This window comes from Microbacterium atlanticum (genome assembly GCF_015277815.1).
Lineage (GTDB): Bacteria > Actinomycetota > Actinomycetes > Actinomycetales > Microbacteriaceae > Microbacterium > Microbacterium atlanticum.
Genome location: NZ_CP063813.1, coordinates 3,628,879 through 3,648,511, shown reverse-complemented (window position 1 = coordinate 3,648,511; position 19,633 = coordinate 3,628,879). Strand labels below are relative to the sequence as shown.

Here is a 19,633-nt window from a genome sequence, read left to right as displayed (position 1 = left end):
AGCACGCAGTACGTATCCCACATACGCTGAGGGCCTCACCGGCCGGGTCGAGCGCGGGGTGCAGACAAGGGATCTTGGGTGGCGCCGTCCGGCGCCACGGTACTAAGGAGACATCACTATGGCAGCAGTGTGCCAGGTGACTGGAGCGGTTCCCGGCTTCGGTCACAACATCTCGCACTCGCACCGCCGGACGAAGCGCCGCTTCGACCCGAACGTGCAGAAGAAGACCTACTTCGTTCCGTCGCTGGGTCGCAACATCAAGCTGAACGTCTCGGCCAAGGGCATCAAGGTGATCGACGCCCGCGGTATCGAGGCGGTCGTGCGTGACCTCCAGGCGAAGGGTGTGAAGCTCTGATGGCCAAGAAGGCACAGGACGTCCGTCCGATCATCAAGCTGCGGTCGACCGCGGGCACGGGGTACACCTACGTGACGCGCAAGAACCGCCGCAACAACCCCGACCGCATCGTGCTGAAGAAGTACGACCCGGTCATCCGCAAGCACGTCGATTTCCGCGAGGAGCGTTGATCCATGGCTAAGAAGAGCAAGATCGCGCGCAACGAGCAGCGCAAGGCCGTCGTCGAGCGCTACGCCGCCAAGCGCGCGGAGCTGAAGAAGGCTCTCGTGAGCCCGACCTCGACCGACGAGGAGCGCGAGGCCGCCCGCATCGGCCTGCAGAAGCTTCCCCGTAACGCGTCGCCGGTGCGCGTCCGTTCGCGTGACGTCATCGACGGCCGCCCCCGCGGTGTCCTCACGAAGTTCGGCATCTCGCGTGTCCGCTTCCGTGACATGGCGCACCGCGGCGAGCTGCCCGGCGTGACCAAGTCGAGCTGGTAAGCACCCGCTTCGCCGGAAGGCCCGGAGTTCCTCGGAACTCCGGGCCTTCCGCCTGTCAACCGGGGGCGGATCCCCCTCCGTCGCGGAAAAATGGGGGCATGCCGCTGGACCCGTTCTTCGCCGAGCGCCTGCGGGTGCACCGCAGGTACATGTTCGACCAGGCGCTGGGGTCGGTCAGGGCGAGGCTGGCCGCGCTGTGGCCCTTCGGTCGCGCGAGCGTGGTCCCCGCCGCGAGCGAGCCGGCGAAGAAGACCGCGAGCCCGGCCACCCCGGCACGTCCGCACGCCAGTCCCCACGCCCGAGCACGCGCCCGTCATCGTCGCGCCGCCCTGGCATGGGACCGCAGCGAGCTGCGCACGGTCGGCACCCCCGGCCCCGAGGTGCGCACCACCGAGCACGAAGTGGCCGTGCCGGGGCATCCGTCCGTCCGCGTTCGCATCTATCACCCGCCGGTCGTGGGCGATGCGCCGGTGCCCGGGGTGCTCGCGTTCTTCGGCGGCGCGTTCCGCATAGGGGGAATCGACTATCCCACGACGGATGCCGCCTACCGCCGTCGCTGCGTCGACGCGCACGTCGCGATCGCCGCCGTGGGGTACGCCCTCGCGCCCGAGCACCGGTACCCCGTGCAGGTCGAGCAGGCGTACGCCGCACTGGACTGGCTCTTCGCCTCAGCCGGCGAGGTGGGGATCGACGGCGACCGGATCGGCCTGCTCGGAGTCTCGGCGGGCGGCAATATCGCCGCCGCGCTGACGCTGGTCAATCGCGACCGGGCGCAGCACCCGGTGCGTCTGCAGGTGCTCGAGGTGCCGGTGGTGGACCTCACCGGCCGTCACCTGGATCTGCGCGCGACGCGGGCGCTGCGGATCCCGCGCTTCCTGGCCATGCGGGAGCTGCGCTCCGTCGCGCGCACGTACCTCCCGCGCCCCGAGGACGCGCGGGAGCCCTATGCGTCTCCGCTGCGGGCGGCGTCCCATGAGGGCCTTCCGCGCGCTGTCATCCTCACGGCGGAGTACGACCCGTTGCGGGGCGACGGCGACGCCTACGGCGCGGCGCTCCGAGCCGCCGGCGTCGACGCGAGCGTCGTGCGCTACCAGGGAGTGACGCACGATACGCCCATCTTCACCGGCGTGCTCCCGGCCGCCCGCCGCTGGCACGACGACGTGGTGACCGCACTGCGGCGGCTTCACGACTGATCGCGCTCAGCGAAAAGCGGCCTCAGGGGCCACATCCACCCCAGGTTTCACGCGACACACCACCGGAAACCTCCGAAAACCGCGGAAATACGCGGATCTGTCGGCCCTGTCGGGTACATTCGGACCCGGTCGATAGGACCAGCCGGGGGCTGCGCCCTCCGGTCCGAGCAATGACAAGACGGCACTCGTCGTCTTTGGAGGACACAACCAATGGCCGACAAGACCATCACCAAGACCGAGCTCGTCGCAAGCATCGCGAGCGCGACCGGCCAGAGCCAGTCCGCCGTCTCGGGCGTGCTCGACTCCCTCTTCTCCACCGTCTCCGAGGCGGTCGCAAACGGCAGCAAGGTCTCGATCCCGGGCTGGCTCGCCTTCGAGCAGGTCGCCACCTCGGCCCGCACCGGCCGCAACCCGCAGACCGGCGAGGAGATCAAGATCCCCGCGGGCAAGCGCGTTAAGGTCACCGCCGGCTCGAAGCTGAAGGCCGCCGTCAAGTAATCGGACGCAGACGTCCGGAGAGGGGATGCCGCGACCCGCGGCATCCCCTCTCTGCGTCTGCAGCCGCTGGCCGGCCCGAGCGCCCCTCCGCGGCGGCGGGGCGCCGGCCGGCGCAACGTAGGCTGGAACGGTGAACTCCCGCGCCCTGCGGGCCGCCGGGCCCGCGATCCTCGTCCTGGCCGCGCTGGCGACGATGGTGTGGGCGCTCATCGTCGGCGGCGGCGCGGCCCCGCTCGCGATCGCCGATCCGGGGCCGGTCGTTCGGTGGAGCCTTCCGACGGCGAAGCTGCTGGTCAACCTCGCCGCGGCCGGCATGGTGGGCGTGCTCGTGACCGCCCTGTTCACCCTCCGCGCGGGCGACCGCGAGTTCGACACGGCACTGGACACCGCCTCGATCTCGGCGGCGGTGTTCACGCTCGCGGCGGCGGCGACCGGCTTCCTCACGTTCGTCGACGCGTTCAACCCGGCCATCAGCGCGGGACCGGAGTTCGGCGCGCTGCTCGGGCGCTTCCTCGTCGAGACCGAGCTCGGCCGCACGTGGCTCATCACCACGATCGCCGGCGCCGCGCTCACGGTGCTCACGTTCGCGGTCCGCTCGTGGACGGCGACCCTCTTCGTGGCACTTCTCGCCGCGGCATCCCTGGTGCCCATGGGCACACAGGGCCACTCCGGCGAAGAGGCGTTCCACCACGAGGCGATGACCGCGCTGATCCTCCATATCATCGCCGCCGCGGTATGGCTGGGCGGTCTCCTGCTCCTGGTCGTGGTGCGTCCGCTGCAGTCGCGTGAAGCCACGGCCGCCACCGTCGCCCGGTATTCGAGCATCGCGCTCGCGGCCTTCGCGGTCGTCGCGTTCACGGGCACGGTGCGTGCGGCGATCGGGCTGCAGGACTGGTCGGCGCTCCTGTCGCCGTACGGCCTCATCCTGGCGACCAAGATCGTGGCGCTCCTCGCGCTGGGGCTGCTCGGGGCGTGGTACCGGACGCGTCTGATCGGGAAGCTGACGACCGAGGCCGCATCCCGCGCCTTCTGGAGCCTCGTCGCCTTCGAGCTCGTGCTCATGGGCGTAGCCTTCGGCGCGGCGGCGGCTCTCGCGCGAACGCCGCCGCCCGCCGAGCCGCTGATCCCCGCCACGCCGACGCCGGCCGAGCGCCTGACCGGAGCGCCGCTGCCGCCGGAGCTCACCCTCGAGCGCTGGTTCACCGCGTGGAACGTCGACCTGCTGTGGGCGGTCGTCGCGGCGTTCGCCGTCTTCTTCTACCTCGCCGGTGTCCGGCGGCTGCGCCGCCGAGGCGACGCGTGGCCCGTCTACCGCACCCTCATGTGGGTCGCCGGCATGGCGCTGCTCGTATGGGTCACCGGCGGGGTGATCAACGTGTACCAGGACTACCTGTTCAGCATGCACATGATCGGCCACATGCTGCTGACCATGGCGATCCCGCTGCTGCTGGTCGCGGGGGCGCCGGTCACCCTGGCCGCACGGGCGATCCGCAAGCGCGACGACGGCACGCGCGGCGGGCGCGAATGGATTTTGTGGGCTGTGCACTCGCCGGTCGCCCGGGTGCTCACGAACCCGTTCGTGGCGGCCGGGCTCTTCATCGGCTCGCTGTGGGTGTTCTACTACACCGACCTGTTCCGCTGGTCGCTCTACGACCACCTCGGGCACGAGTGGATGGTCGCGCACTTCCTCATCACCGGTTACCTCTTCGTGCTGACGCTGATCGGCATCGACCCGGTGCCCTACCGCCTCCCCTACCCCGGTCGCCTCCTGCTGCTGATCGGCATCATGGCGATGCACGCCTTCTTCGGCATCGCGATCATGATGCAGGAGGGCCTCATGGTCGCCGAGTGGTTCGGATCGATGGGCCGCACATGGGGCGCGACGCCGCTGGAGGACCAGTACAACGGCGGCGGGATCGCCTGGTCGATCGGCGAGATCCCGACACTGGTCCTCGCGATCACCGTCGCGATCCAGTGGAGCCGCAGCGACGACCGCGAGACGAAGCGCCGCGACCGGCACGCGGACCGTACGGGCGATGCCGAGCTCGAGGAGTACAACGCCCGCCTGGCCGCCCTCGCCGAGCGCGACGCCAAGGCCGCTTCCGGTCGGTGATCCGGTCGCCCCGGCTCAGGTGGTGTCGGGGCCGGTCACCACGATCGCGACGTTGCCGTCGGGGCGCACGGTGATCTGGCCCTTGACGATGAAGGGGACGTCTTCGCTGACGTCGCGGACGGTGCCGTCGAAGAGCGAGCGGATGCCGACATCGATGTGGGCCACCGCCTCGGCGGGGAGGAGTGCCCAGCCGGCGCCGTCGGGCTCGACGGCGACGGCGGGCTGCCGCACGATCGACCACTTCGGCAGCGACGAGATCCGGTCCTGCACGAAGTAGCCGAAGGGGCATCCGGTGGGCTGCAGCACCTCCTGGGTCGCACAGCCGGTCAGGAACTCCTCGACTCCCTGCTGCACGACGCGGAGGAACTCCTCGGTCGGCTGTGCCTGCACGTTGACCGGGATTGCCCGGAAGGGGCTGTCCGAGAGCACCGCGACGCCCGGGGTGGTCGCGATGGGCGTGTCGACCGACACCGAGTACAGGCCGGGCGAGAAGACAAGGAGCGACACCGGAGCGGCGGGATCGGCATCCGCTCCTTCCGGTGACACCTGGCGCTTGTCGATCTCAAAACCGTTCACGTCGAACTGCATCGATCCGGTGACGGCGAGGTTCATGACGGCGAGCGGGCTGCGCGCGAACCGCCACGTCGGGGCGAGGCCGATCGACCCGTCGCGTTCGACCGCGAAGGTGGTGCGTCCTTCGTATCCGCGGGCCTCATACGCGATCGTCACCCGGGTGATCTCGCCGTCCTGCTCCTGCGACACCACGCGAGGGTCCTCGATGGGAGCGAGCGCTGCGCGGCGCAGGAGGGCGTCCGACGCGGTCGGCGGCAGTCCCGCAGCCTCGAGCTCCGCCGAGCTCACCCGCACGCCGGGGACGGCGAGGGCATCGGCAGCTCGTCCCTGCGCGAGGAGGTCGACGTAGCTGTCCACGAACGCGGCGGGACTGTAGAAGTACCGCTCCATCGCGCCCCACGCCGCGAACACCGCTCCGACCAGGAGCAGGCCGACCAGTGCGAGAAGGCTGAGATCCAGGGCGAGGCCGGGCCGGCGCCCCTTGCGGGGCGGCTGGATCAGAGCGGGTGTGGGAGCGGTTTCGTGACGGATGCCGCCACCTGCGGCACCGGCCGATGGCGCGTCTGCGCGACCGGATGCCGTGTCCACCGCCCCTTGGTCCACGGCAACAGTCTAGGAAGGCCTGGCCGGGAGGCCCCTGTGGACGGCCGTCCGGATGCGGAGCGGGCGGCGGACCCGTCACGCCATGATCTCGTCGCGCACCGCGCTGGCGCCCGCGAGCTGGCCAGACGCGATGGCCGCGGCGAGCGACACCATCGGTCCCGGCACGGCGGCCAGGTGCGCCATGTCGCCGCCGGCGTAGACGCCGGGAACGGTCGTGCGGCCGAGCGGGTCGACCTCCACGCCGCCGCTGGGAAGGAGCGCGCAGCCCAGCTGGGCGGCGAAGGGCGCTCGCTGGCGCGCCGTCGCCGCCGTGAAGATACCGGCCACGTGTTCGACGCCGCCGCCTGCGAGCGTCAGCGCGAGGCCCTCCCCGGCCTCCTCCACCCGCGCCACGTCGGCGGGCGCGGCGATGAGGGCCGAGGCCACGACGGGGCGCAGCATCCGCTCGATCATGAGACTGTGCTCGCCCTCGATGAGGATCGCGACGCGCTGCCGGGCGAACTCGTGGCCGTGGCAGAACGGGCACTGCGCGACCCTCCTCCCCCACTGCTCGGCGAGTCCGGGCACCGCCGGAAGCTCGTCGCGCATGCCGGTGGCCAGCACGAGGCGTCGCGCCCGCTCGACGCCGCCGGCGGCGGTGACCGAGAAGTCGCCGAGCGCGCCCGACACGGCCGTGACCGAGGCGCCGCGCACCTTCACGGTGTCGTACGCCGCGAGCTCGTCACGGGCGATGCGCCGCAGCTCGGCGGGGCTGCGGCCGTCGTTGGTCAGCAGGTTGTGTGCGTGCTCGACGGTGCCGTTGCGGTACTCGCCGGAGTCGAGCAGCAGCACCGTGCGATGCATGCGGCCGATGGTGAGCGCGGCCTGCAGCCCTGCGGGGCCGCCGCCGATCACGATGACGTCGTACATGGGTGGATCCTCTCGTCGGGAAGCTCCGGACCGCCAGGGCCGGTTGCGCTGACACCGATCCTGTGACTTCATGTCGACATGAAGTCAAGTCTGTCGATCGGCGACGCCGCGGCCCGTTTCACGCTGCCGACCCACGTGCTGCGGCACTGGGAGGCGGTGGGTCTGCTGCGCCCGCAGCGGGATGCCGGCGACCGCCGCCGCTACGGCGACGACGACCTAGTGCGCATCGGCGTCATCGTCCGCAGCAAGAACGCCGGCATGAGCCTGGAGCAGATCGGGGTGCTGCTGGACGAGCAGGCGCCCGAGCGTCACCGCGTGCTGGAGGAGCATCTCGCCGAGCTGGGCCGCCGGATGGCCGACATGGAGAAGTCCCGGCGGATGACCGAGCACGCCCTGCGCTGCCGGTCCCATGACATCACCACGTGCCCGCGGTTCCGGGCGATCATGGAGGAGGTCGTCGCGGGGACAGGCGTGTGGCGCGAGGCGGAGGCACCTGTGGAGAGCGTGGCGGTGTCCACCGATCCGGCGGAGGGACGCCGGGAGGAGGCATCCGCTCGTTAGCATGAATCGGTGAACACGCCACCCCTCTCCGCCGAGCAGGAGGCGCTGTTCCGTCTCATCGAAGACACGCGCGAGCACGTGTTCGTGACCGGACGCGCCGGCACCGGCAAGTCCACGCTCCTGCAGCACCTGGCGTGGCACACGAGCAAGCAGATCGCGGTGTGCGCGCCGACCGGTGTCGCGGCGCTCAATGTCGAGGGCCAGACGATCCACTCGTTGTTCAAGCTGCCGCTGGGCATCATCGGGGCGCACGACGAGGACCAGTCCGACGCGACCCGCAAGCTCCTGAACGCCATCGACACGCTCGTGATCGACGAGATCTCGATGGTCAACGCCGACCTGATGGATGCCATCGACCGCGCCCTGCGCAAGGCGCGAGGTCGCCGGGCAGAGCCCTTCGGCGGCACGCAGATCGTGATGTTCGGCGACCCGTACCAGCTTGCGCCCGTGCCGCCGCGCGGCGACGAGCTGCGGTATGTGCGCGACCACTACCGCTCCTTCTGGTTCTTCGACGCCAAGGTCTGGGTCGGCGACTCTGCGCGCGACGGCATCCTCGACGTCGGCTCGTACGGTGCCGAGCTGAACATCCGCGAGCTCATCGACATCCACCGCCAGAGCGACGCGGCGTTCAAGGCGATGCTCAACGCGGTGCGCTATGGGCGCGTGACAGCCGACATCGCGCAGGTCCTCAACGACACGGGCGCACGCACGCCCCCGCATCCGTCCGACGGCGAGCATCCGATCATCACGCTGGCCACCCGCAACGACATCGTGAACAACATCAACCGGCGGCACCTCAGCGAGCTCGTCGGGCGCGAGCAGACCGCCATGGCCGAGGTGAACGGGGATTTCGGACGGGGGGATGCCGCTTACCCGGCCGACCTGGAGCTCAAGCTGAAGGTCGGCGCCCAGGTGATGTTCCTGCGCAACGACACCCAGTCGTTCGGTGAGCCTCCACGGTGGGTGAACGGCACGATCGGCACCGTCACGCGGATCGCGGGTGAGACCGTGCGCGTGGACGTCGAGGGCGAGGAGTTCGACGTGGAGCCCTCGGTGTGGGAGAAGTACCGCTACTCATACGACCCCGGGTCGAAGCAGCTGACGCGCGATATCGTCGCCGAGTTCACGCAGTTCCCGCTGCGCCTGGCGTGGGCGGTCACCATCCACAAGTCGCAGGGCAAGACCTACGACCGGGCGATCATCGACCTCGGCTCGGGCGCCTTCGCGCCGGGGCAGACGTACGTGGCGCTGTCGCGCCTGACGTCGCTGGACGGCCTCTACCTGTCGCGGCCGCTGCGGCCGAGCGACATCCGCGTCGACCCGGATGTGCAGCGGTTCATGCGCGACGCGGTGCGCGGCGCCGCCGTGGTCTGACCCCCGCGCTGCTGTCCCCGCCCCCGCTGCTGTTCCCCCTTTCCCTCTGCTGTCCCCCCTCCCGCCCCCGTCCCCGCGCCCGAGCCCGCCCCCCGCGCCCCTGCCCCGCGCCCCGCCCCGCGCGCCCGTGCGTGTGCGCGTGGCTCCGAGTCGCCAAGACACGCCGACCACAGGATGCCCGACCGGCGTGTCTTGGCGAGTCGCGGAGAAGTGAGGGGGGTGGGGGGAAGGGCAGGCTGGGGAAGCGAGGGGGAAGGGAAAGGAAGGGCAGGCCGGGGTCAGGCGACCTGGGTGGCCTTCGCGGCGGCGAGGTCCTCGAAGAGCTCAGTGTTGAACCGGTAGGCGAGCAGCACCTCGTCGATCACGCGCTCCTGCTCGGCGGCATCCCACGGCGCGGCGTCGAGCTGCTCGCGATAGACGTCCTTGAACGCCTTGGGATCGGCGATGTCGTCGAACACGTAGAAGCCGATCCCGTTCGTCTCGAAGCCGAAGCGCCGCGACATCAGCCGGCCGATGAACTGCCCGCCCGACAGGTCGCCGAGGTACCGCGTGTAGTGGTGTGCGACGAAGCCGCCCGGCCAGGTGGCGCCGACCTCGTTGATCCGGGCGACGTAGCGCCGGGTCGTCGGCAGCGGCTCGACGCGGTCGCGCCAGTCGGGCCCGATGAGGAACTCCAGGTCGGCCTCGAGCGCCGGCAGCCGGGTCAGCCGGTCGGTGATGAACACCGACGCGACGGGGTCGTTGCGCATCCGGCGTGCGGTGCGCTCGAGCGCCTCGTAGATGAACCAGTGCTGGACGACCAGCGCGATGTAGTCGTCGCGCGTGCCCTCCCCCGTCATGAGGTCGGCCATGAAGCCGGCCGTCTCGCTCGACGAGTGGGCGCGACTCGAGCGCTCGCGCAGTGCGGCGGAGAACGGGATGGGGGCGCTCATACCTTCATGGTAACTGAATGTAAGGCGAACCTAACCACTTCTCCAAGCATGCGGTCGAGGATCCACTCCCAGCCGGCGGCATGCCTCGTCGTAGAGCGCGACGATCTCGCGGCGCACCTCCGGGCGCTGCGAGATGGCCCCGCCCGGCCACGGCACGGCGATCTCCAACGTCCCACCGTCCTCCGTCGAGGCGGTCCACACGCCCTTCTCACCGTCGAATCCGGTCATCGTCGACGAGGTGATCGTCGCCGGCTGCACACCGGATTCCCCCGCGAACGCGCGGGCGATGAGCAGGTTGTCGCCCGCGTGATCGGCGTTCATGTGGCTGAGCACACCCGTCAGCGCAGCCTCGTCGAACAGGTGGGTCATGCTCCTACCATACGGACCGCCCTGCCCGCAGGACGGCGGGCGTGTGTTTGAATTCATTGCAGATCATCGGGGGTGAGCATGGGGACGGGCTTCAGCGGTCACCGCGCCATCGCGGTGATCGGCGGCGCCCTGATGTCGGCGCTCCTCCTGACCGGCTGCACGTTCGGGGGCGAGGTCGAGGCCGACGACAGCCCGGTGCAATCGACCGCGTCGTTCTCGGATGAGACCGTGCAGCAGTTGACGGATGCCGTCACCCACGCCATGACGACCACCGGGTCTTCCGGGGCCATCGTGGGGGTGTGGGCGCCGTGGAGCGGGAGCTGGGTCACCGGTCTGGGCACGCAGCGGCCGGACGACGGCGCCGAGGTCTCGGCTGACCACGTCTTCCGCGCGGGCAAGGTCACGCGGGCGATGACGTGCGACGTGCTGTATCAGGTGGCGGCGGAGGGGACCGTCGAGCTCGGCGACAGCGTCGCGCAGTATGTCGCCGGCGTGCCGGACCTCGATGACATCAGCCTCGCCGAGCTGTGCGACGGCACCTCGGGCATCGGCTCGTACGGCGGCCAGCTGTACTCCATGTGGCTCACCAACCCGGAGCGGCGCTGGGATCCCCGCTACCTCGCGAGCTTCGGCCTCGGACAGCCCCGCACGACCGAGCCCGGTGTGGCCTACCGCGACTCCGACGCGGGCTACGCGCTGCTGGGCCTGGCGCTGGAGCGCGCGACCGGCGCCACGGCGGCCGATCTCATCGAGCGGTACGTCGCAGACCCCCTCGGCCTCGAGGCGACCGCGCTCGCGGACCTGCCCGAGTCCGGCGTGCTCGAGGGCGGGCAGGCGGTCGCCAACGCCGAAGGCGTCCTGGACTGCAGCGCACCGCTGAACCTCACCGGCGTCTCGTCGACCACCGGCTTCACCGATGGCGGCGTCGTCACCGACATCGAGGACCTGGGCCGGTACGTGCGGGCGCTGGCTGCGGGAGACCTCGTCGGCGACGAGGACCGCTTCGGCGAGCCCGTCCCGATCGCGCCGGACGCGCCGACGTGGCTCAATGCGGACGGCGGGGCGATCATCGCCGGCTCACTCATCGGTCAGTACGGGAAGGCTCCCGGATACCTCACCGCGGCGTTCTCCGATCCCGCGAGCGGGCTGACGGTGGCGGTCGTGCTCAACAGCTCCACGGCGCCGGCGACGATCAGCGAGTACCTCGCCTGGGAGCTGGCCGCGATCGCGTCCAAGACGCCGGCCGCGGACGGCGGGACGGCCCCCGACGCGGGTCTGCCATGGACCGCCGAGCAGTACCACGAGGCGATCGCCGCCGCGGCCGTGTGCGCGCCGCCGGCGGCCTAGTGCGCGGCACCGGCTCGCCCGCTGCGGCGGCTCGGGGGATCGGTGCGGGCTCGACGCCGGCGATCCTCCTCGTCGTGGCCGGTCTCGCCTGTCAGGAGGTCGGCGCCTCGCTCGCCGTGCTGCTCTTCCCGCAGGTGGGACCGCTCGGCATGGTCATGCTGCGGCTGGTGTTCTCGGCGGTGATCCTGCTGCTGCTCGCGCGACCGCGCCTGCGCGGCCACTCCCGTCCCCAATGGACGGCGGTGGCGCTGTTCGGCCTCGTGCTCGTCATGATGAACGCCCTGTTCTACCTGGCGCTCGAGCGCCTGCCGCTGGGGGTGACCGTCACGATCGAGGTGCTCGGCCCGCTGGTGCTCTCGATCGTCGCCAGCCGCCGCGCGTCGGCGTGGCTGTGGGCGCTCCTCGCGCTCGCCGGTGTCGTCGCGCTCGGCGGCGGCGGCTGGGACCGCCTCGACCCGCTCGGAGTGCTCTTCGCGCTCGGGGCCGCCGCGAGCTGGGCGTTCTACATCCTCGCCTCGGCGCGCGTGGGAAGGGCGTTCCCGAAGCTCGACGGGCTCGCGCTCGCGATGGCCGTGGGGGCGGTGCTCTCGCTCCCGTTCGGGATCGCGGATGCCGGCACTGCTCTGCTGCGGATCGACCTGGTCGCCCTGGGGGCGGCCGTCGCGGTGCTGTCGTCGACGATCCCGTACACATTCGAGCTGATCGCCCTGCGGCGCCTTCCGGCGGCGGTCTTCGCCATCCTGATGAGCCTCGCCCCCGCCACCGCGGCGCTCGCCGGCTTCGTCTTCCTCGGGCAGCATATGACGGTGCTCGAGGTGCTCGGCATCGGCCTCGTCATCGCCGCGAGCATGGGCGCGGTGCGATCCTCCGCGCGCGCGGCCCAGGAGGCCGCCGAGCCGCTGGCGTGACAGCCGGCACGTGAGAGCAAGGCGGCTGGTTACGATCGGGACCATGGTGAAGACGAGGTGGGCCGTGCTCGGCCCGGGCGCGATCAGCAGGGACTTCGTCGTGGGGCTGCGCTCTTCCGAGCGCGGCGTGCTGCACGCCGTGGGCAGTTCGGCGGCGGAGCGGGCGGCGGCGTTCGCCGCAGAGCACGGGGCCGAGGCATCCGGAACCTACGACGAGGTCCTCGCGCGCGACGACGTCGACGCGGTGTACATCGGCACCGTCCACACCACGCACGCCGACCTCGCCGTCCGCGCGCTCGAGGCGGGCAAGGCCGTGCTGTGCGAGAAGCCCGCGAGCCCGACGCTCGCGGAGGTCGAGCGCATCCTCGAGGCGGCCGAGCGCACGCGGCGCCCCTTCCTCGAGGCGTTCAAGACGCGGTTCGGGCCGTTCGCCCAGGCGCTGCGGGAGCTCGCGGCCGGCGGCGTGCTGGGCGAGCTGCATCGGGTGGAGGGCGCCTTCGGCTTCGACGCCGGAACCCGCGAGGGGCGGCTGTTCGATCCCGCGCTGGCAGGCGGCGCCATCCTCGACGTGGGGTGCTACCCGCTCGCGCTCGCGATCGATCTGGCCGCGGCATCCGGTCGCCCGATCGATCCGGAGTACCGACGTCTCGACGCGCGGCTCGAGGGCGGCGTCGACGGCACCGCCTGGGCAGAGCTGGGCTTCGGCACCCTGTCGGCCACGATCGGGACGTCGGTCATCGAGGATCTGTCCGACACCGCCGTGCTCACGTTCGCGGACGCCGAGGTCGTGCTGCCGAATGTGTGGGGGAGCCGCACGGCGAGCCCGGACGCGGTCGTCATCCGGCGCCAGGGCGACGAAGACGTCAGGCACCTGCCGGTCGTGCAGCCGATGGCGGCGGAGGCCGACGCGCTGTCGCTCGCCCTCGAGGAGGGACGGCTCGAGGTCCCCGAGATGCCGTGGGCGCACACCCGCGCGGCCGCTCGTGTGCTCACCGACTGGCGCGCCGCCGCGCTGGCCGGGTGACGCGCGGCGCGGCTCGCGGAGAGCCGGGGGTCACTCCCAGGTGTGCACCGGCTCGTTGGTGTGCATCGCCTCGCGGTACTCGCGCAGGGTCGCGCGCACGGCGTCGTACCGCTCCATGCCGGCGCGCTCATGCACCCGGTCGACGAACCAGGTGGCGCCGGTCACGCCGCTGATGCACCGACCCTCGATGATGCCGAGGAGGCGGTCGCGGACGGATGTCTCCACCCCCCACGCCTCCAGTCCCTGGTGTGCGAGCGGGAGCAGCCGCCGGAGGACGAGCTCGGTCGCGGGGACCTGGCCGACGCCCGGCCAGTACAGCTGCGCGTCGATGCCGTCGCGCGCCGCGGTGTGGAAGTTCTCCTCGGCGGCGCTGAACGACAGCTGCGACCACAGCGGCCTGTCGTTCTCGGCGATGGCCCGGACGAGCCCGAAGTAGAACGCGGCGTTGGCGACCATGTCGACGACGGTGGGTCCGGCCGCGAGCAGGCGGTTCTCGACCCGCAGGTGCGGCACGCCGCCGGCGATGTCGTAGACCGGTCGGTTCCACCGGTAGATGGTGCCGTTGTGGAGGCGCAGCTCATCGAGGCCCGGAATGCCGCCGGCGTCGAGCACCGCCATCGGGTCCTCCTCGTGGACGATCGGAAGCAGCGGCGGGAAGTACCGCACGTTCTCCTCGAAGAGGTCGAAGACCGACGTGATCCAGCGGTCGCCGAACCACACCCGCGGCCTGACGCCCTGCGCCTTGAGCTCCTCGCTGCGGGTGTCGGTGGCCTGCTCGAACAGCGGGATGCGCGTCTCGCGCCAGAGCTCGCGGCCCAGCAGGTACGGGGAGTTCGCCGACACGGCCAGCTGCACGCCCGCGATGGCCTGCGACGCGTTCCAGTACGCCGCGAACGAGTCGGGGGAGGTCTGCACGTGCAGCTGCATGCTGGTGCACGCGGCCTCCGGGACGATCGAATCCGCCGTGGCGACCAGCCGCTCCGGGCCGCTGATCGAGATCGACAGGTCTTCGCCGCGGGCGTCGAGGATCTGCTCGCTCAGCAGCCGGTAACGCGGATTCGCGCTGATGCTCCCGGGCCGCAGGTGCTCTTCGCCGAGGGTGGGGAGGATCCCGATCATCACGAGGTGCGCACCGACCGTCGACGACCGCGCCTCCGCGTTGTTGAGGCTGCGGCGCAGACCCTCTTCGAACGTGCGCAGCCCGTCGAGCCGGAGCCGCGCCGGCGGCACGTTGATCTCGACGTTGAACTGTCCGAGCTCGGTCTGGAACGCGGCATCCGAGATCGCATCCAGCGCTTCCGCGTTGCGCAGCGCGGGATCGCCCTCGTCGTCGACGAGGTTGAGCTCCACCTCCAGGCCCGTCATCGGGTCGTCGGTGTCGAAGTGCGCCTCGCGCAGCATGCATGCGAACACGTCGAGGTTGCGCCGCACCTTCTCGCGGTGGCGCGTGCGGTCGGCGCGGGTGAACTCCTGAGGCTGGACGTCCTCACCCATGGCGGCACTCTAGCGAGAGCGCCCCGCAGGCGGCCAGCGCACCGCCGGGCGGCTCGCCGAGCGCGGAGCGTGACTACGCTGACAGGATGCCCCGCACCCTGCTCGCGATCGGCGAGACGATGGCCATGGTCACGCCGGTCGTCGCGGCTCCGGTCGAGGACGCCGAGGGCTTCCTCCTCGACGCCGGGGGAGCGGAGTCGAACGTCGCCGCTCACGTGGCGGCGCTCGGTCACCGCGCGAGGTGGTTCAGCGCCCTCGGCGCCGACGCGCTGGGGCGCCGCATCGTCCGCCAGCTCGGCGCACGCGGGGTGGACGTCTCCCGCGTCGTGTTCGACGGCGAGCATCCCACCGGCCTGTATGTGAAGGACCCGGGCGCCGGCGTCCTGTACTACCGGCGCGGTTCCGCGGCGTCGTTCCTGTCGCAGGGCGACGCCGATCGCGTCTCGTTCGACGGCATCGACCTCCTCCACGTCTCGGGGATCACGGCGGCGATCTCGGTCTCCGCCGCATCGTTCCTCTCGCGCGTGATCCAGCGCGCCCGCGAGCACGGGGTGCCGGTGTCGTTCGATGTGAATCACCGCGCGCCGCTGTGGGATGCCGCAGCCGCCGCCGACCCGCTGCTCCAGCTCGCGCGCCGCGCCGACCTGGTGTTCGTGGGGCGGGACGAGGCGGAGACGCTGTGGGGCACGGCGACGGCGGCCGACGTCCGGGCGCTGCTGCCGGATGTTCCCGAGCTCATCGTCAAGGACGGCGACGTCGGTGCGACGGCGTTCGCCGGCGGCGACGAAGTGTTCGAGCCGGCGCTCGTGGTCGAGGTCGTCGAGGCCGTCGGCGCGGGCGATGCGTTCGCGGGCGGCTATCTGGCGGGCTGGCTCTCGGGAGATCCGGTGCCCGATCGGCTGCGCGCGGGCCACGAGCGCGCGGCGCGCACGCTGCAGACCACGACCGATTCGGTCCACGAGCCCTCACCATCCCGATGACCACAGCCCCCGCACGAAGGACGGCCGCATGACCACCGATTCCGCCTCAACGACGACGGGCCCGGATGCCGCGCCCCCGGCCGTCTGGTTCGACGACGCGTTCGCCGGGGCGCCGCTCATGGCGATCCTGCGCGGCATGGGGCGTGAGCGCTCCGTCCGGCTGGCGGAGGTCGCATGGGATCTCGGGATCGACTCGGTCGAGGTGCCGCTGCAGACCGAGGAGGACGAGCGGGCGCTGCGCGAGGTCGTCCGTGCGGGTGAAAGCCGGGGCAAGAGCGTCGGCGCGGGCACGATCATCACGCCGGAGCAGGTGGAGCGCGCCGCCGACGCGGGCGCGGCGTACCTGGTGTCGCCGGGTCTGGACCCCGTCGTCGTGCGGGCGGCGAAGGATGCCGGCATCCCGATCCTTCCCGGCGTCGCGACGCCCACCGAGGTGCAGCTCGCCGTGTCGCTCGGGCTCACCTGGCTCAAGGCGTTCCCGGCGACGTGGCTGGGTGCGGGCTGGTTCCGCCACATCCGGGCTCCGTTCCCGCAGGTGCGCTTCGTCGCCACCGGCGGCCTGGACGCGTCGAACGTCGCGGAGTTCCTCGACGCCGGGGTGCGGGTCGCCGCCGTCGGCTCGGCGTTGGAGGATCCGTCGCAGCTCGAGCGGCTCGCCGAGCTGTTGCGGTCCCGCGGCGGCGCTGCTGGCCGGTGAGCGGGGCGGCCGTCCGGTCGCTCGAGTGCCACGAACTGCGCCGATTTCGCCGCTGAGACCGCGCGTCGTGCCATGCGAACGCCGTGCCTTGGCGCTCGCCTGTCACGAACTGCGTCGTTCTCGCCGCGCACGCCGCATGTTGTGCTAGCCGAACGCCGAGCCCGGGCGCTCGCGTGTCACGAACTGCGCCATTCCGCCGCTGACACCGCGTGTCGTGCCATGCGAACGCCGAGCCGGAGCCCGAGCCCGACCCAGACACGCGCTCGCCGACCGGCGACCACTCGAGGACTGATGGAGGGGCTGACGGGAATCGAACCCGCGCTGTCTGCTTGGGAAGCAGAAGTTCTGCCATTGAACTACAGCCCCGGAACGCCGGCCCGCCGGCATCCGAGCGCCTGTTACGGCGCCCGGCCAGCATAACAGGACCGCCCCGATAGGCTGGCCCCGTGCTGCTGAGTGACCGCGACATCCGGCTCGAGATCGACGCGGGGCGCATCGCGCTCGACCCGTGGGAACCCGCGATGGTGCAGCCCTCGAGCGTCGACGTGCGGCTCGACAGATACTTCCGGCTGTTCGACAACCACAAGTACCCGTTCATCGACCCCGCCGAGGACCAGCCCGACCTCACACGACTCATCGAGGTCGAGCCCGACGAGCCGTTCATCCTGCACCCGGGCGAGTTCGCGCTCGGCTCGACGTTCGAGCAGATCACCCTGCCCGACGACGTCGCCGCGCGCCTGGAGGGCAAGTCGTCGCTCGGGCGCCTCGGCCTCCTCACGCACTCCACCGCGGGCTTCATCGACCCGGGCTTCACCGGGCACGTCACCCTCGAGCTCTCGAACGTCGCCACGCTCCCGATCAAGCTCTGGCCGGGCATGAAGATCGGGCAGGTCTGCTACTTCCGCCTCACGTCGCCGGCCGACAGCCCGTACGGGTCGGGCTCGTACGGCAACCGGTATCAGGGGCAGCGCGGGCCGACGGCATCCCGTTCGTTCCAGAACTTCCATCGCACCGACGTCGGGGCGACGGATGCCGGGAGCCGCGGCGCCTGAGCCTCACGGGCCAGGCGGCACGACCGGCGCCTTCGCGTAGACGTGCACCTCCGTGCCGTCGACGACGACGAACTGCAGCGCGGTGCCGTCCGGGAACTGCTCACGCAGCTCCCGCGGGAAGGACGGGGTCACGACCGTGGACGCGGTCGGCGAGAAGCCGCCGCCTCCGCAGCCGCCGGTGCTCATCGGCGCGTCGCCGGCCGCAGAGCGGACGAAGACGCAGTCCAGCACCTCGCCGCGCGCCCACTCCTGCGGCGTGAGCACCGTCATCAGGCCGAAGAATTCCTCGAACACCACCGCCTCACCCGCCGGCTGGAAGAAATCCTCGGGCGGCTCGGCGTCGGGGTCGATGGCGAGCACCGCGACCCGGCCGTTCATCAGCGACGACGCCGCGAGCGTCACGGCGGATGCGACGAGCGCCGCGACGACGACGGAGCCGATCCAGAGCACCCGGGTGCGCCGCGTCCACCGCTCGCCCGACGCGCGGGCCGGGGTCTGACCGTGGGCCGGCGCGTACGCCGGAGGAAGCCCGTCGCCTGCCGTGATCGCCTCCGCATCTGAGCCCCCGTCGCGGCGCGCAGATGCAACCGGCTGCCCCTGCTCCGCAGAACGTGCGTCGGAGCCGTTCGCGCGGGCGGCCGCCGCCGCGCCCGCGCGGTCGGTCTCGTGCTCGCCCCCGTCCCGGCCGCTCCACCACGCCGCCGCGCCCGCCGGTGGGTCGTCGCCGGCGCTCGCGTCGCGCGCGTTCCCGCCGCCTGCCGCGGCGGAGACCGCGGTGGCAGAGCGTGGGGCGGCGACGCCCGCGGCGGAGACACCCGTGACGGCAGCGCCCCGCGGGTCCTGCGCAGCACCTGCGGCGGCGAGCCGGGACTGCTCTTCGAGCTCGCGCAGCCTGCGCACGGCCTCGGGGTCGTCCTGGATGTCGGCGTGCGGACCGTAGGCGCGAGCCAGCAGCGCCCGACGTTCGTCCTCGGCCGTCTGCTCCTGTGTCGACATGAGCGCCCCTCCCCACGACGGGCTCACCGACGCGGCGGCCCGGCCGTCACCGCGGCTCCTCGCCGCGGTCGACGCGGCGACCCCCGAGCCGTTGCCGCCACCGTACTCCGGCGCGGCGTCGTCGGCCACCGAGTGAGGGGACGGATGCCTCGGGCGGGAGGCATCCGTCGTCACGGCGTCGGCTGGATCAGGCGCGGAGCCTGGGAGTAGACGCTCACGGCGCCGCCTTCGTGCACGAACTGGAGCGACGTGCCGTCGGGGAAGGCGTCGCGCAGGGCGTCCGGGGAGAGACGGTCGATCTCCATCGACGCGGTCGCCGGGTACGCCTCGGCGCCGCAGCTGCCCGCACCGAAGCCGCCGTCGCCCTCGGTGACGACGTAGAGGCAGGACTGGACGCCGCCCGGGCCGAAGGTCTGCGGGAACACCAGCACGCTGAGTCCGTGGAACTCCTCGAACACAAGCCCGTCCGACGGCCGCGAGCCGAACCACGAGCTGGGCCATTCGCCATCCGGGTCCTCGCGCAGCACGGCGATCCGGCCGCTGTCGATCGCCTGCAGGCCGAGCGTGAGCACGACGCCGAGCAGCACGCCCGCGATCACCGAACCCGCCCACAGCAGCGGGATGCGCTGTCGCCACCACGGTCGCGTCGGCGCTGCCGGCTCATCATCCACGGCCGAGCGATCGCCGGCGGGAACAGCGGTCGTGGCGGAACCGTCCGCGGTGGCGACGCTCCCCGCGTCGACGTCGGCAGCCGCCGCGGGTGCGGTCACCGCGTCCACCGCGGCCACTGCGTCCGGCGCGTCCGGCGCGTCCGGCGCCCTCGTGACGCCGCCCGGCGCGGCCGCGCGCGGGCCGTCCGCCGCGGCGCTCGCGGCCACCGCCGCACCCGGCGTCGTCCTCGCATGACCGGCGGCGGCGCGTGCGCTCTGCTCCCGCGCCTGCAGCTCCTGCAGCCGGGCCAGGGCCGCGGGGTCGTCCTCGATGTCGGCGGCAGGCCCGTACGCGCGCTCGCGCAGCGCGCGCAGCTCCTCCAGCGGCGAGTCGGTCGGCGTTGACATCGATGCCATCCTGCCGCACCCGGAGGGGTCGGGTGCCCGATCACGACGAGCGGGCGGTGTCCGCGCGGGATGCCTCAGCCGCCGTCGCTTCCGGCCCGGGCGGAAGAGAAGATAGCGG

Annotated in this window: 22 protein-coding genes and 1 tRNA gene; 15 read left to right on the top strand and 8 right to left on the bottom strand. The window is 71.9% G+C overall.

The window, feature by feature from the left end; all coding sequences use genetic code 11:
- Positions 1-118: 118 nt before the first annotated feature.
- From rpmB to IR212_RS16680, 6 genes are all read left to right on the top strand, one after another.
- Positions 119-355, top strand: a complete 237-nt coding sequence (rpmB, locus tag IR212_RS16705; RefSeq protein ID WP_013584774.1) for a 50S ribosomal protein L28 — start codon at positions 119-121, stop codon at positions 353-355.
- Entirely contained in the window at positions 355-525 is a 171-nt protein-coding gene (gene rpmG, locus IR212_RS16700; protein ID WP_018173550.1) for a 50S ribosomal protein L33, read from the top strand. Before rpmB ends, rpmG begins: the two co-directional genes overlap by 1 nt.
- 3 nt (positions 526-528) lie before the next feature.
- Positions 529-834: a 30S ribosomal protein S14 gene (gene rpsN, locus IR212_RS16695; protein WP_194396969.1), complete on the top strand. Its 306-nt coding sequence runs from the start codon at positions 529-531 to the stop codon at positions 832-834.
- Between the two features lie 98 nt (positions 835-932).
- Positions 933-2,027, top strand: a complete 1,095-nt coding sequence (locus tag IR212_RS16690; protein WP_194396968.1) for an alpha/beta hydrolase — start codon at positions 933-935, stop codon at positions 2,025-2,027.
- A gap of 210 nt (positions 2,028-2,237) precedes the next feature.
- Positions 2,238-2,525 (top strand): HU family DNA-binding protein, encoded by a 288-nt coding sequence (locus IR212_RS16685; protein ID WP_194396967.1) that lies wholly within the window; start codon positions 2,238-2,240, stop codon positions 2,523-2,525.
- Positions 2,526-2,655: 130 nt separating this feature from the next.
- Positions 2,656-4,638: a bifunctional copper resistance protein CopD/cytochrome c oxidase assembly protein gene (locus IR212_RS16680; RefSeq protein ID WP_228479391.1), complete on the top strand. Its 1,983-nt coding sequence runs from the start codon at positions 2,656-2,658 to the stop codon at positions 4,636-4,638.
- A 15-nt stretch (positions 4,639-4,653) separates the two neighbouring features.
- Here IR212_RS16680 and IR212_RS16675 read toward each other — a convergent pair whose 3' ends face one another.
- Positions 4,654-5,709: a hypothetical protein gene (locus IR212_RS16675; RefSeq protein WP_194398743.1), complete on the bottom strand. Its 1,056-nt coding sequence runs from the start codon at positions 5,707-5,709 to the stop codon at positions 4,654-4,656.
- A 180-nt stretch (positions 5,710-5,889) separates the two neighbouring features.
- Entirely contained in the window at positions 5,890-6,723 is an 834-nt protein-coding gene (locus IR212_RS16670; RefSeq protein WP_194396966.1) for an NAD(P)/FAD-dependent oxidoreductase, read from the bottom strand.
- Positions 6,724-6,801: 78 nt separating this feature from the next.
- Here IR212_RS16670 and IR212_RS16665 point away from each other — a divergent pair, with 78 nt between their 5' ends.
- The gene (locus tag IR212_RS16665; RefSeq protein WP_194396965.1) at positions 6,802-7,284 is read left to right on the top strand and encodes a MerR family transcriptional regulator; all 483 of its coding nucleotides are present in this window, start codon (positions 6,802-6,804) and stop codon (positions 7,282-7,284) included.
- A 9-nt stretch (positions 7,285-7,293) separates the two neighbouring features.
- Entirely contained in the window at positions 7,294-8,658 is a 1,365-nt protein-coding gene (locus IR212_RS16660; protein ID WP_194396964.1) for an ATP-dependent DNA helicase, read from the top strand.
- A gap of 278 nt (positions 8,659-8,936) precedes the next feature.
- Here IR212_RS16660 and IR212_RS16655 read toward each other — a convergent pair whose 3' ends face one another.
- Positions 8,937-9,590, bottom strand: a complete 654-nt coding sequence (locus IR212_RS16655; RefSeq protein WP_194396963.1) for a biliverdin-producing heme oxygenase — start codon at positions 9,588-9,590, stop codon at positions 8,937-8,939.
- A 30-nt stretch (positions 9,591-9,620) separates the two neighbouring features.
- On the bottom strand, positions 9,621-9,959 hold the full coding sequence (locus IR212_RS16650; RefSeq protein WP_194396962.1) for a DUF2470 domain-containing protein: 339 nt from the start codon (positions 9,957-9,959) through the stop codon (positions 9,621-9,623).
- 78 nt (positions 9,960-10,037) lie between these two features.
- Here IR212_RS16650 and IR212_RS16645 point away from each other — a divergent pair, with 78 nt between their 5' ends.
- The 3 genes from IR212_RS16645 (at position 10,038) to IR212_RS16635 (ending at position 13,238) form a co-directional block, all read left to right on the top strand.
- Positions 10,038-11,306: a serine hydrolase domain-containing protein gene (locus tag IR212_RS16645; protein ID WP_194396961.1), complete on the top strand. Its 1,269-nt coding sequence runs from the start codon at positions 10,038-10,040 to the stop codon at positions 11,304-11,306.
- Positions 11,307-11,380: 74 nt separating this feature from the next.
- Positions 11,381-12,214, top strand: a complete 834-nt coding sequence (locus IR212_RS16640; protein WP_228479390.1) for an EamA family transporter — start codon at positions 11,381-11,383, stop codon at positions 12,212-12,214.
- A gap of 43 nt (positions 12,215-12,257) precedes the next feature.
- Positions 12,258-13,238, top strand: coding sequence for a Gfo/Idh/MocA family protein (locus tag IR212_RS16635; RefSeq protein ID WP_194396959.1), 981 nt, complete (start codon positions 12,258-12,260; stop codon positions 13,236-13,238).
- 30 nt (positions 13,239-13,268) lie between these two features.
- Here the strand turns inward: IR212_RS16635 and IR212_RS16630 are convergent, their stop codons facing one another.
- On the bottom strand, positions 13,269-14,732 hold the full coding sequence (locus IR212_RS16630; protein WP_194396958.1) for a glutamate-cysteine ligase family protein: 1,464 nt from the start codon (positions 14,730-14,732) through the stop codon (positions 13,269-13,271).
- Between the two features lie 86 nt (positions 14,733-14,818).
- Here IR212_RS16630 and IR212_RS16625 point away from each other — a divergent pair, with 86 nt between their 5' ends.
- Together IR212_RS16625 and IR212_RS16620 are read left to right on the top strand one after the other, a co-directional pair.
- Positions 14,819-15,712, top strand: coding sequence for a sugar kinase (locus tag IR212_RS16625; RefSeq protein ID WP_194396957.1), 894 nt, complete (start codon positions 14,819-14,821; stop codon positions 15,710-15,712).
- Positions 15,713-15,740: 28 nt separating this feature from the next.
- Complete coding sequence (locus IR212_RS16620) at positions 15,741-16,409, top strand: bifunctional 4-hydroxy-2-oxoglutarate aldolase/2-dehydro-3-deoxy-phosphogluconate aldolase (RefSeq protein WP_194396956.1); 669 nt, start codon at positions 15,741-15,743, stop codon at positions 16,407-16,409.
- Between the two features lie 292 nt (positions 16,410-16,701).
- Here the strand turns inward: IR212_RS16620 and IR212_RS16615 are convergent.
- Positions 16,702-16,775: transfer RNA gene (locus tag IR212_RS16615), tRNA-Gly, on the bottom strand.
- A gap of 80 nt (positions 16,776-16,855) precedes the next feature.
- Between IR212_RS16615 and dcd the strand changes: the two genes are divergently transcribed.
- Entirely contained in the window at positions 16,856-17,461 is a 606-nt protein-coding gene (gene dcd / locus IR212_RS16610) for a dCTP deaminase (RefSeq protein ID WP_194396955.1), read from the top strand.
- 3 nt (positions 17,462-17,464) lie between these two features.
- On the opposite strand, the gene IR212_RS16605 is transcribed toward dcd, so the two are convergent.
- Complete coding sequence (locus IR212_RS16605; RefSeq protein WP_194396954.1) at positions 17,465-18,457, bottom strand: TrbL/VirB6 family protein; 993 nt, start codon at positions 18,455-18,457, stop codon at positions 17,465-17,467.
- Between IR212_RS16605 and IR212_RS16600 the strand changes: the two genes are divergently transcribed.
- Complete coding sequence (locus tag IR212_RS16600) at positions 18,456-18,593, top strand: hypothetical protein (RefSeq protein WP_194396953.1); 138 nt, start codon at positions 18,456-18,458, stop codon at positions 18,591-18,593. The genes IR212_RS16605 and IR212_RS16600 overlap by 2 nt on opposite strands.
- Positions 18,594-18,627: 34 nt before the next feature.
- On the opposite strand, the gene IR212_RS16595 is transcribed toward IR212_RS16600, so the two are convergent.
- A complete protein-coding gene (locus IR212_RS16595; protein WP_194396952.1) occupies positions 18,628-19,515 on the bottom strand; it encodes a hypothetical protein in 888 nt (295 codons plus the stop codon).
- Between the last annotated feature and the right edge of the window lie 118 nt (positions 19,516-19,633).

What these genes read in the sequence shown, in the direction of transcription:
- rpmB (WP_013584774.1), top strand. Translation starts at nt 119, where the DNA reads ATGGCAGCAGTGTGCCAGGTGACTGGAGCGGTTCCCGGCTTCGGTCAC.
- rpmG (WP_018173550.1), top strand. Translation starts at nt 355, where the DNA reads ATGGCCAAGAAGGCACAGGACGTCCGTCCGATCATCAAGCTGCGGTCG.
- rpsN (WP_194396969.1), top strand. Translation starts at nt 529, where the DNA reads ATGGCTAAGAAGAGCAAGATCGCGCGCAACGAGCAGCGCAAGGCCGTC.
- IR212_RS16690 (WP_194396968.1), top strand. Translation starts at nt 933, where the DNA reads ATGCCGCTGGACCCGTTCTTCGCCGAGCGCCTGCGGGTGCACCGCAGG.
- IR212_RS16685 (WP_194396967.1), top strand. Translation starts at nt 2,238, where the DNA reads ATGGCCGACAAGACCATCACCAAGACCGAGCTCGTCGCAAGCATCGCG.
- IR212_RS16670 (WP_194396966.1), bottom strand. Translation starts at nt 6,723, where the DNA reads ATGTACGACGTCATCGTGATCGGCGGCGGCCCCGCAGGGCTGCAGGCC.
- IR212_RS16665 (WP_194396965.1), top strand. Translation starts at nt 6,802, where the DNA reads ATGAAGTCAAGTCTGTCGATCGGCGACGCCGCGGCCCGTTTCACGCTG.
- IR212_RS16655 (WP_194396963.1), bottom strand. Translation starts at nt 9,590, where the DNA reads ATGAGCGCCCCCATCCCGTTCTCCGCCGCACTGCGCGAGCGCTCGAGT.
- IR212_RS16650 (WP_194396962.1), bottom strand. Translation starts at nt 9,959, where the DNA reads ATGACCCACCTGTTCGACGAGGCTGCGCTGACGGGTGTGCTCAGCCAC.
- IR212_RS16645 (WP_194396961.1), top strand. Translation starts at nt 10,038, where the DNA reads ATGGGGACGGGCTTCAGCGGTCACCGCGCCATCGCGGTGATCGGCGGC.
- IR212_RS16635 (WP_194396959.1), top strand. Translation starts at nt 12,258, where the DNA reads ATGGTGAAGACGAGGTGGGCCGTGCTCGGCCCGGGCGCGATCAGCAGG.
- IR212_RS16630 (WP_194396958.1), bottom strand. Translation starts at nt 14,732, where the DNA reads ATGGGTGAGGACGTCCAGCCTCAGGAGTTCACCCGCGCCGACCGCACG.
- IR212_RS16625 (WP_194396957.1), top strand. Translation starts at nt 14,819, where the DNA reads ATGCCCCGCACCCTGCTCGCGATCGGCGAGACGATGGCCATGGTCACG.
- IR212_RS16620 (WP_194396956.1), top strand. Translation starts at nt 15,741, where the DNA reads ATGACCACCGATTCCGCCTCAACGACGACGGGCCCGGATGCCGCGCCC.
- IR212_RS16600 (WP_194396953.1), top strand. Translation starts at nt 18,456, where the DNA reads ATGAGCGCCCCTCCCCACGACGGGCTCACCGACGCGGCGGCCCGGCCG.
- IR212_RS16605 (WP_194396954.1), bottom strand. Translation starts at nt 18,457, where the DNA reads ATGTCGACACAGGAGCAGACGGCCGAGGACGAACGTCGGGCGCTGCTG.
- IR212_RS16595 (WP_194396952.1), bottom strand. Translation starts at nt 19,515, where the DNA reads ATGTCAACGCCGACCGACTCGCCGCTGGAGGAGCTGCGCGCGCTGCGC.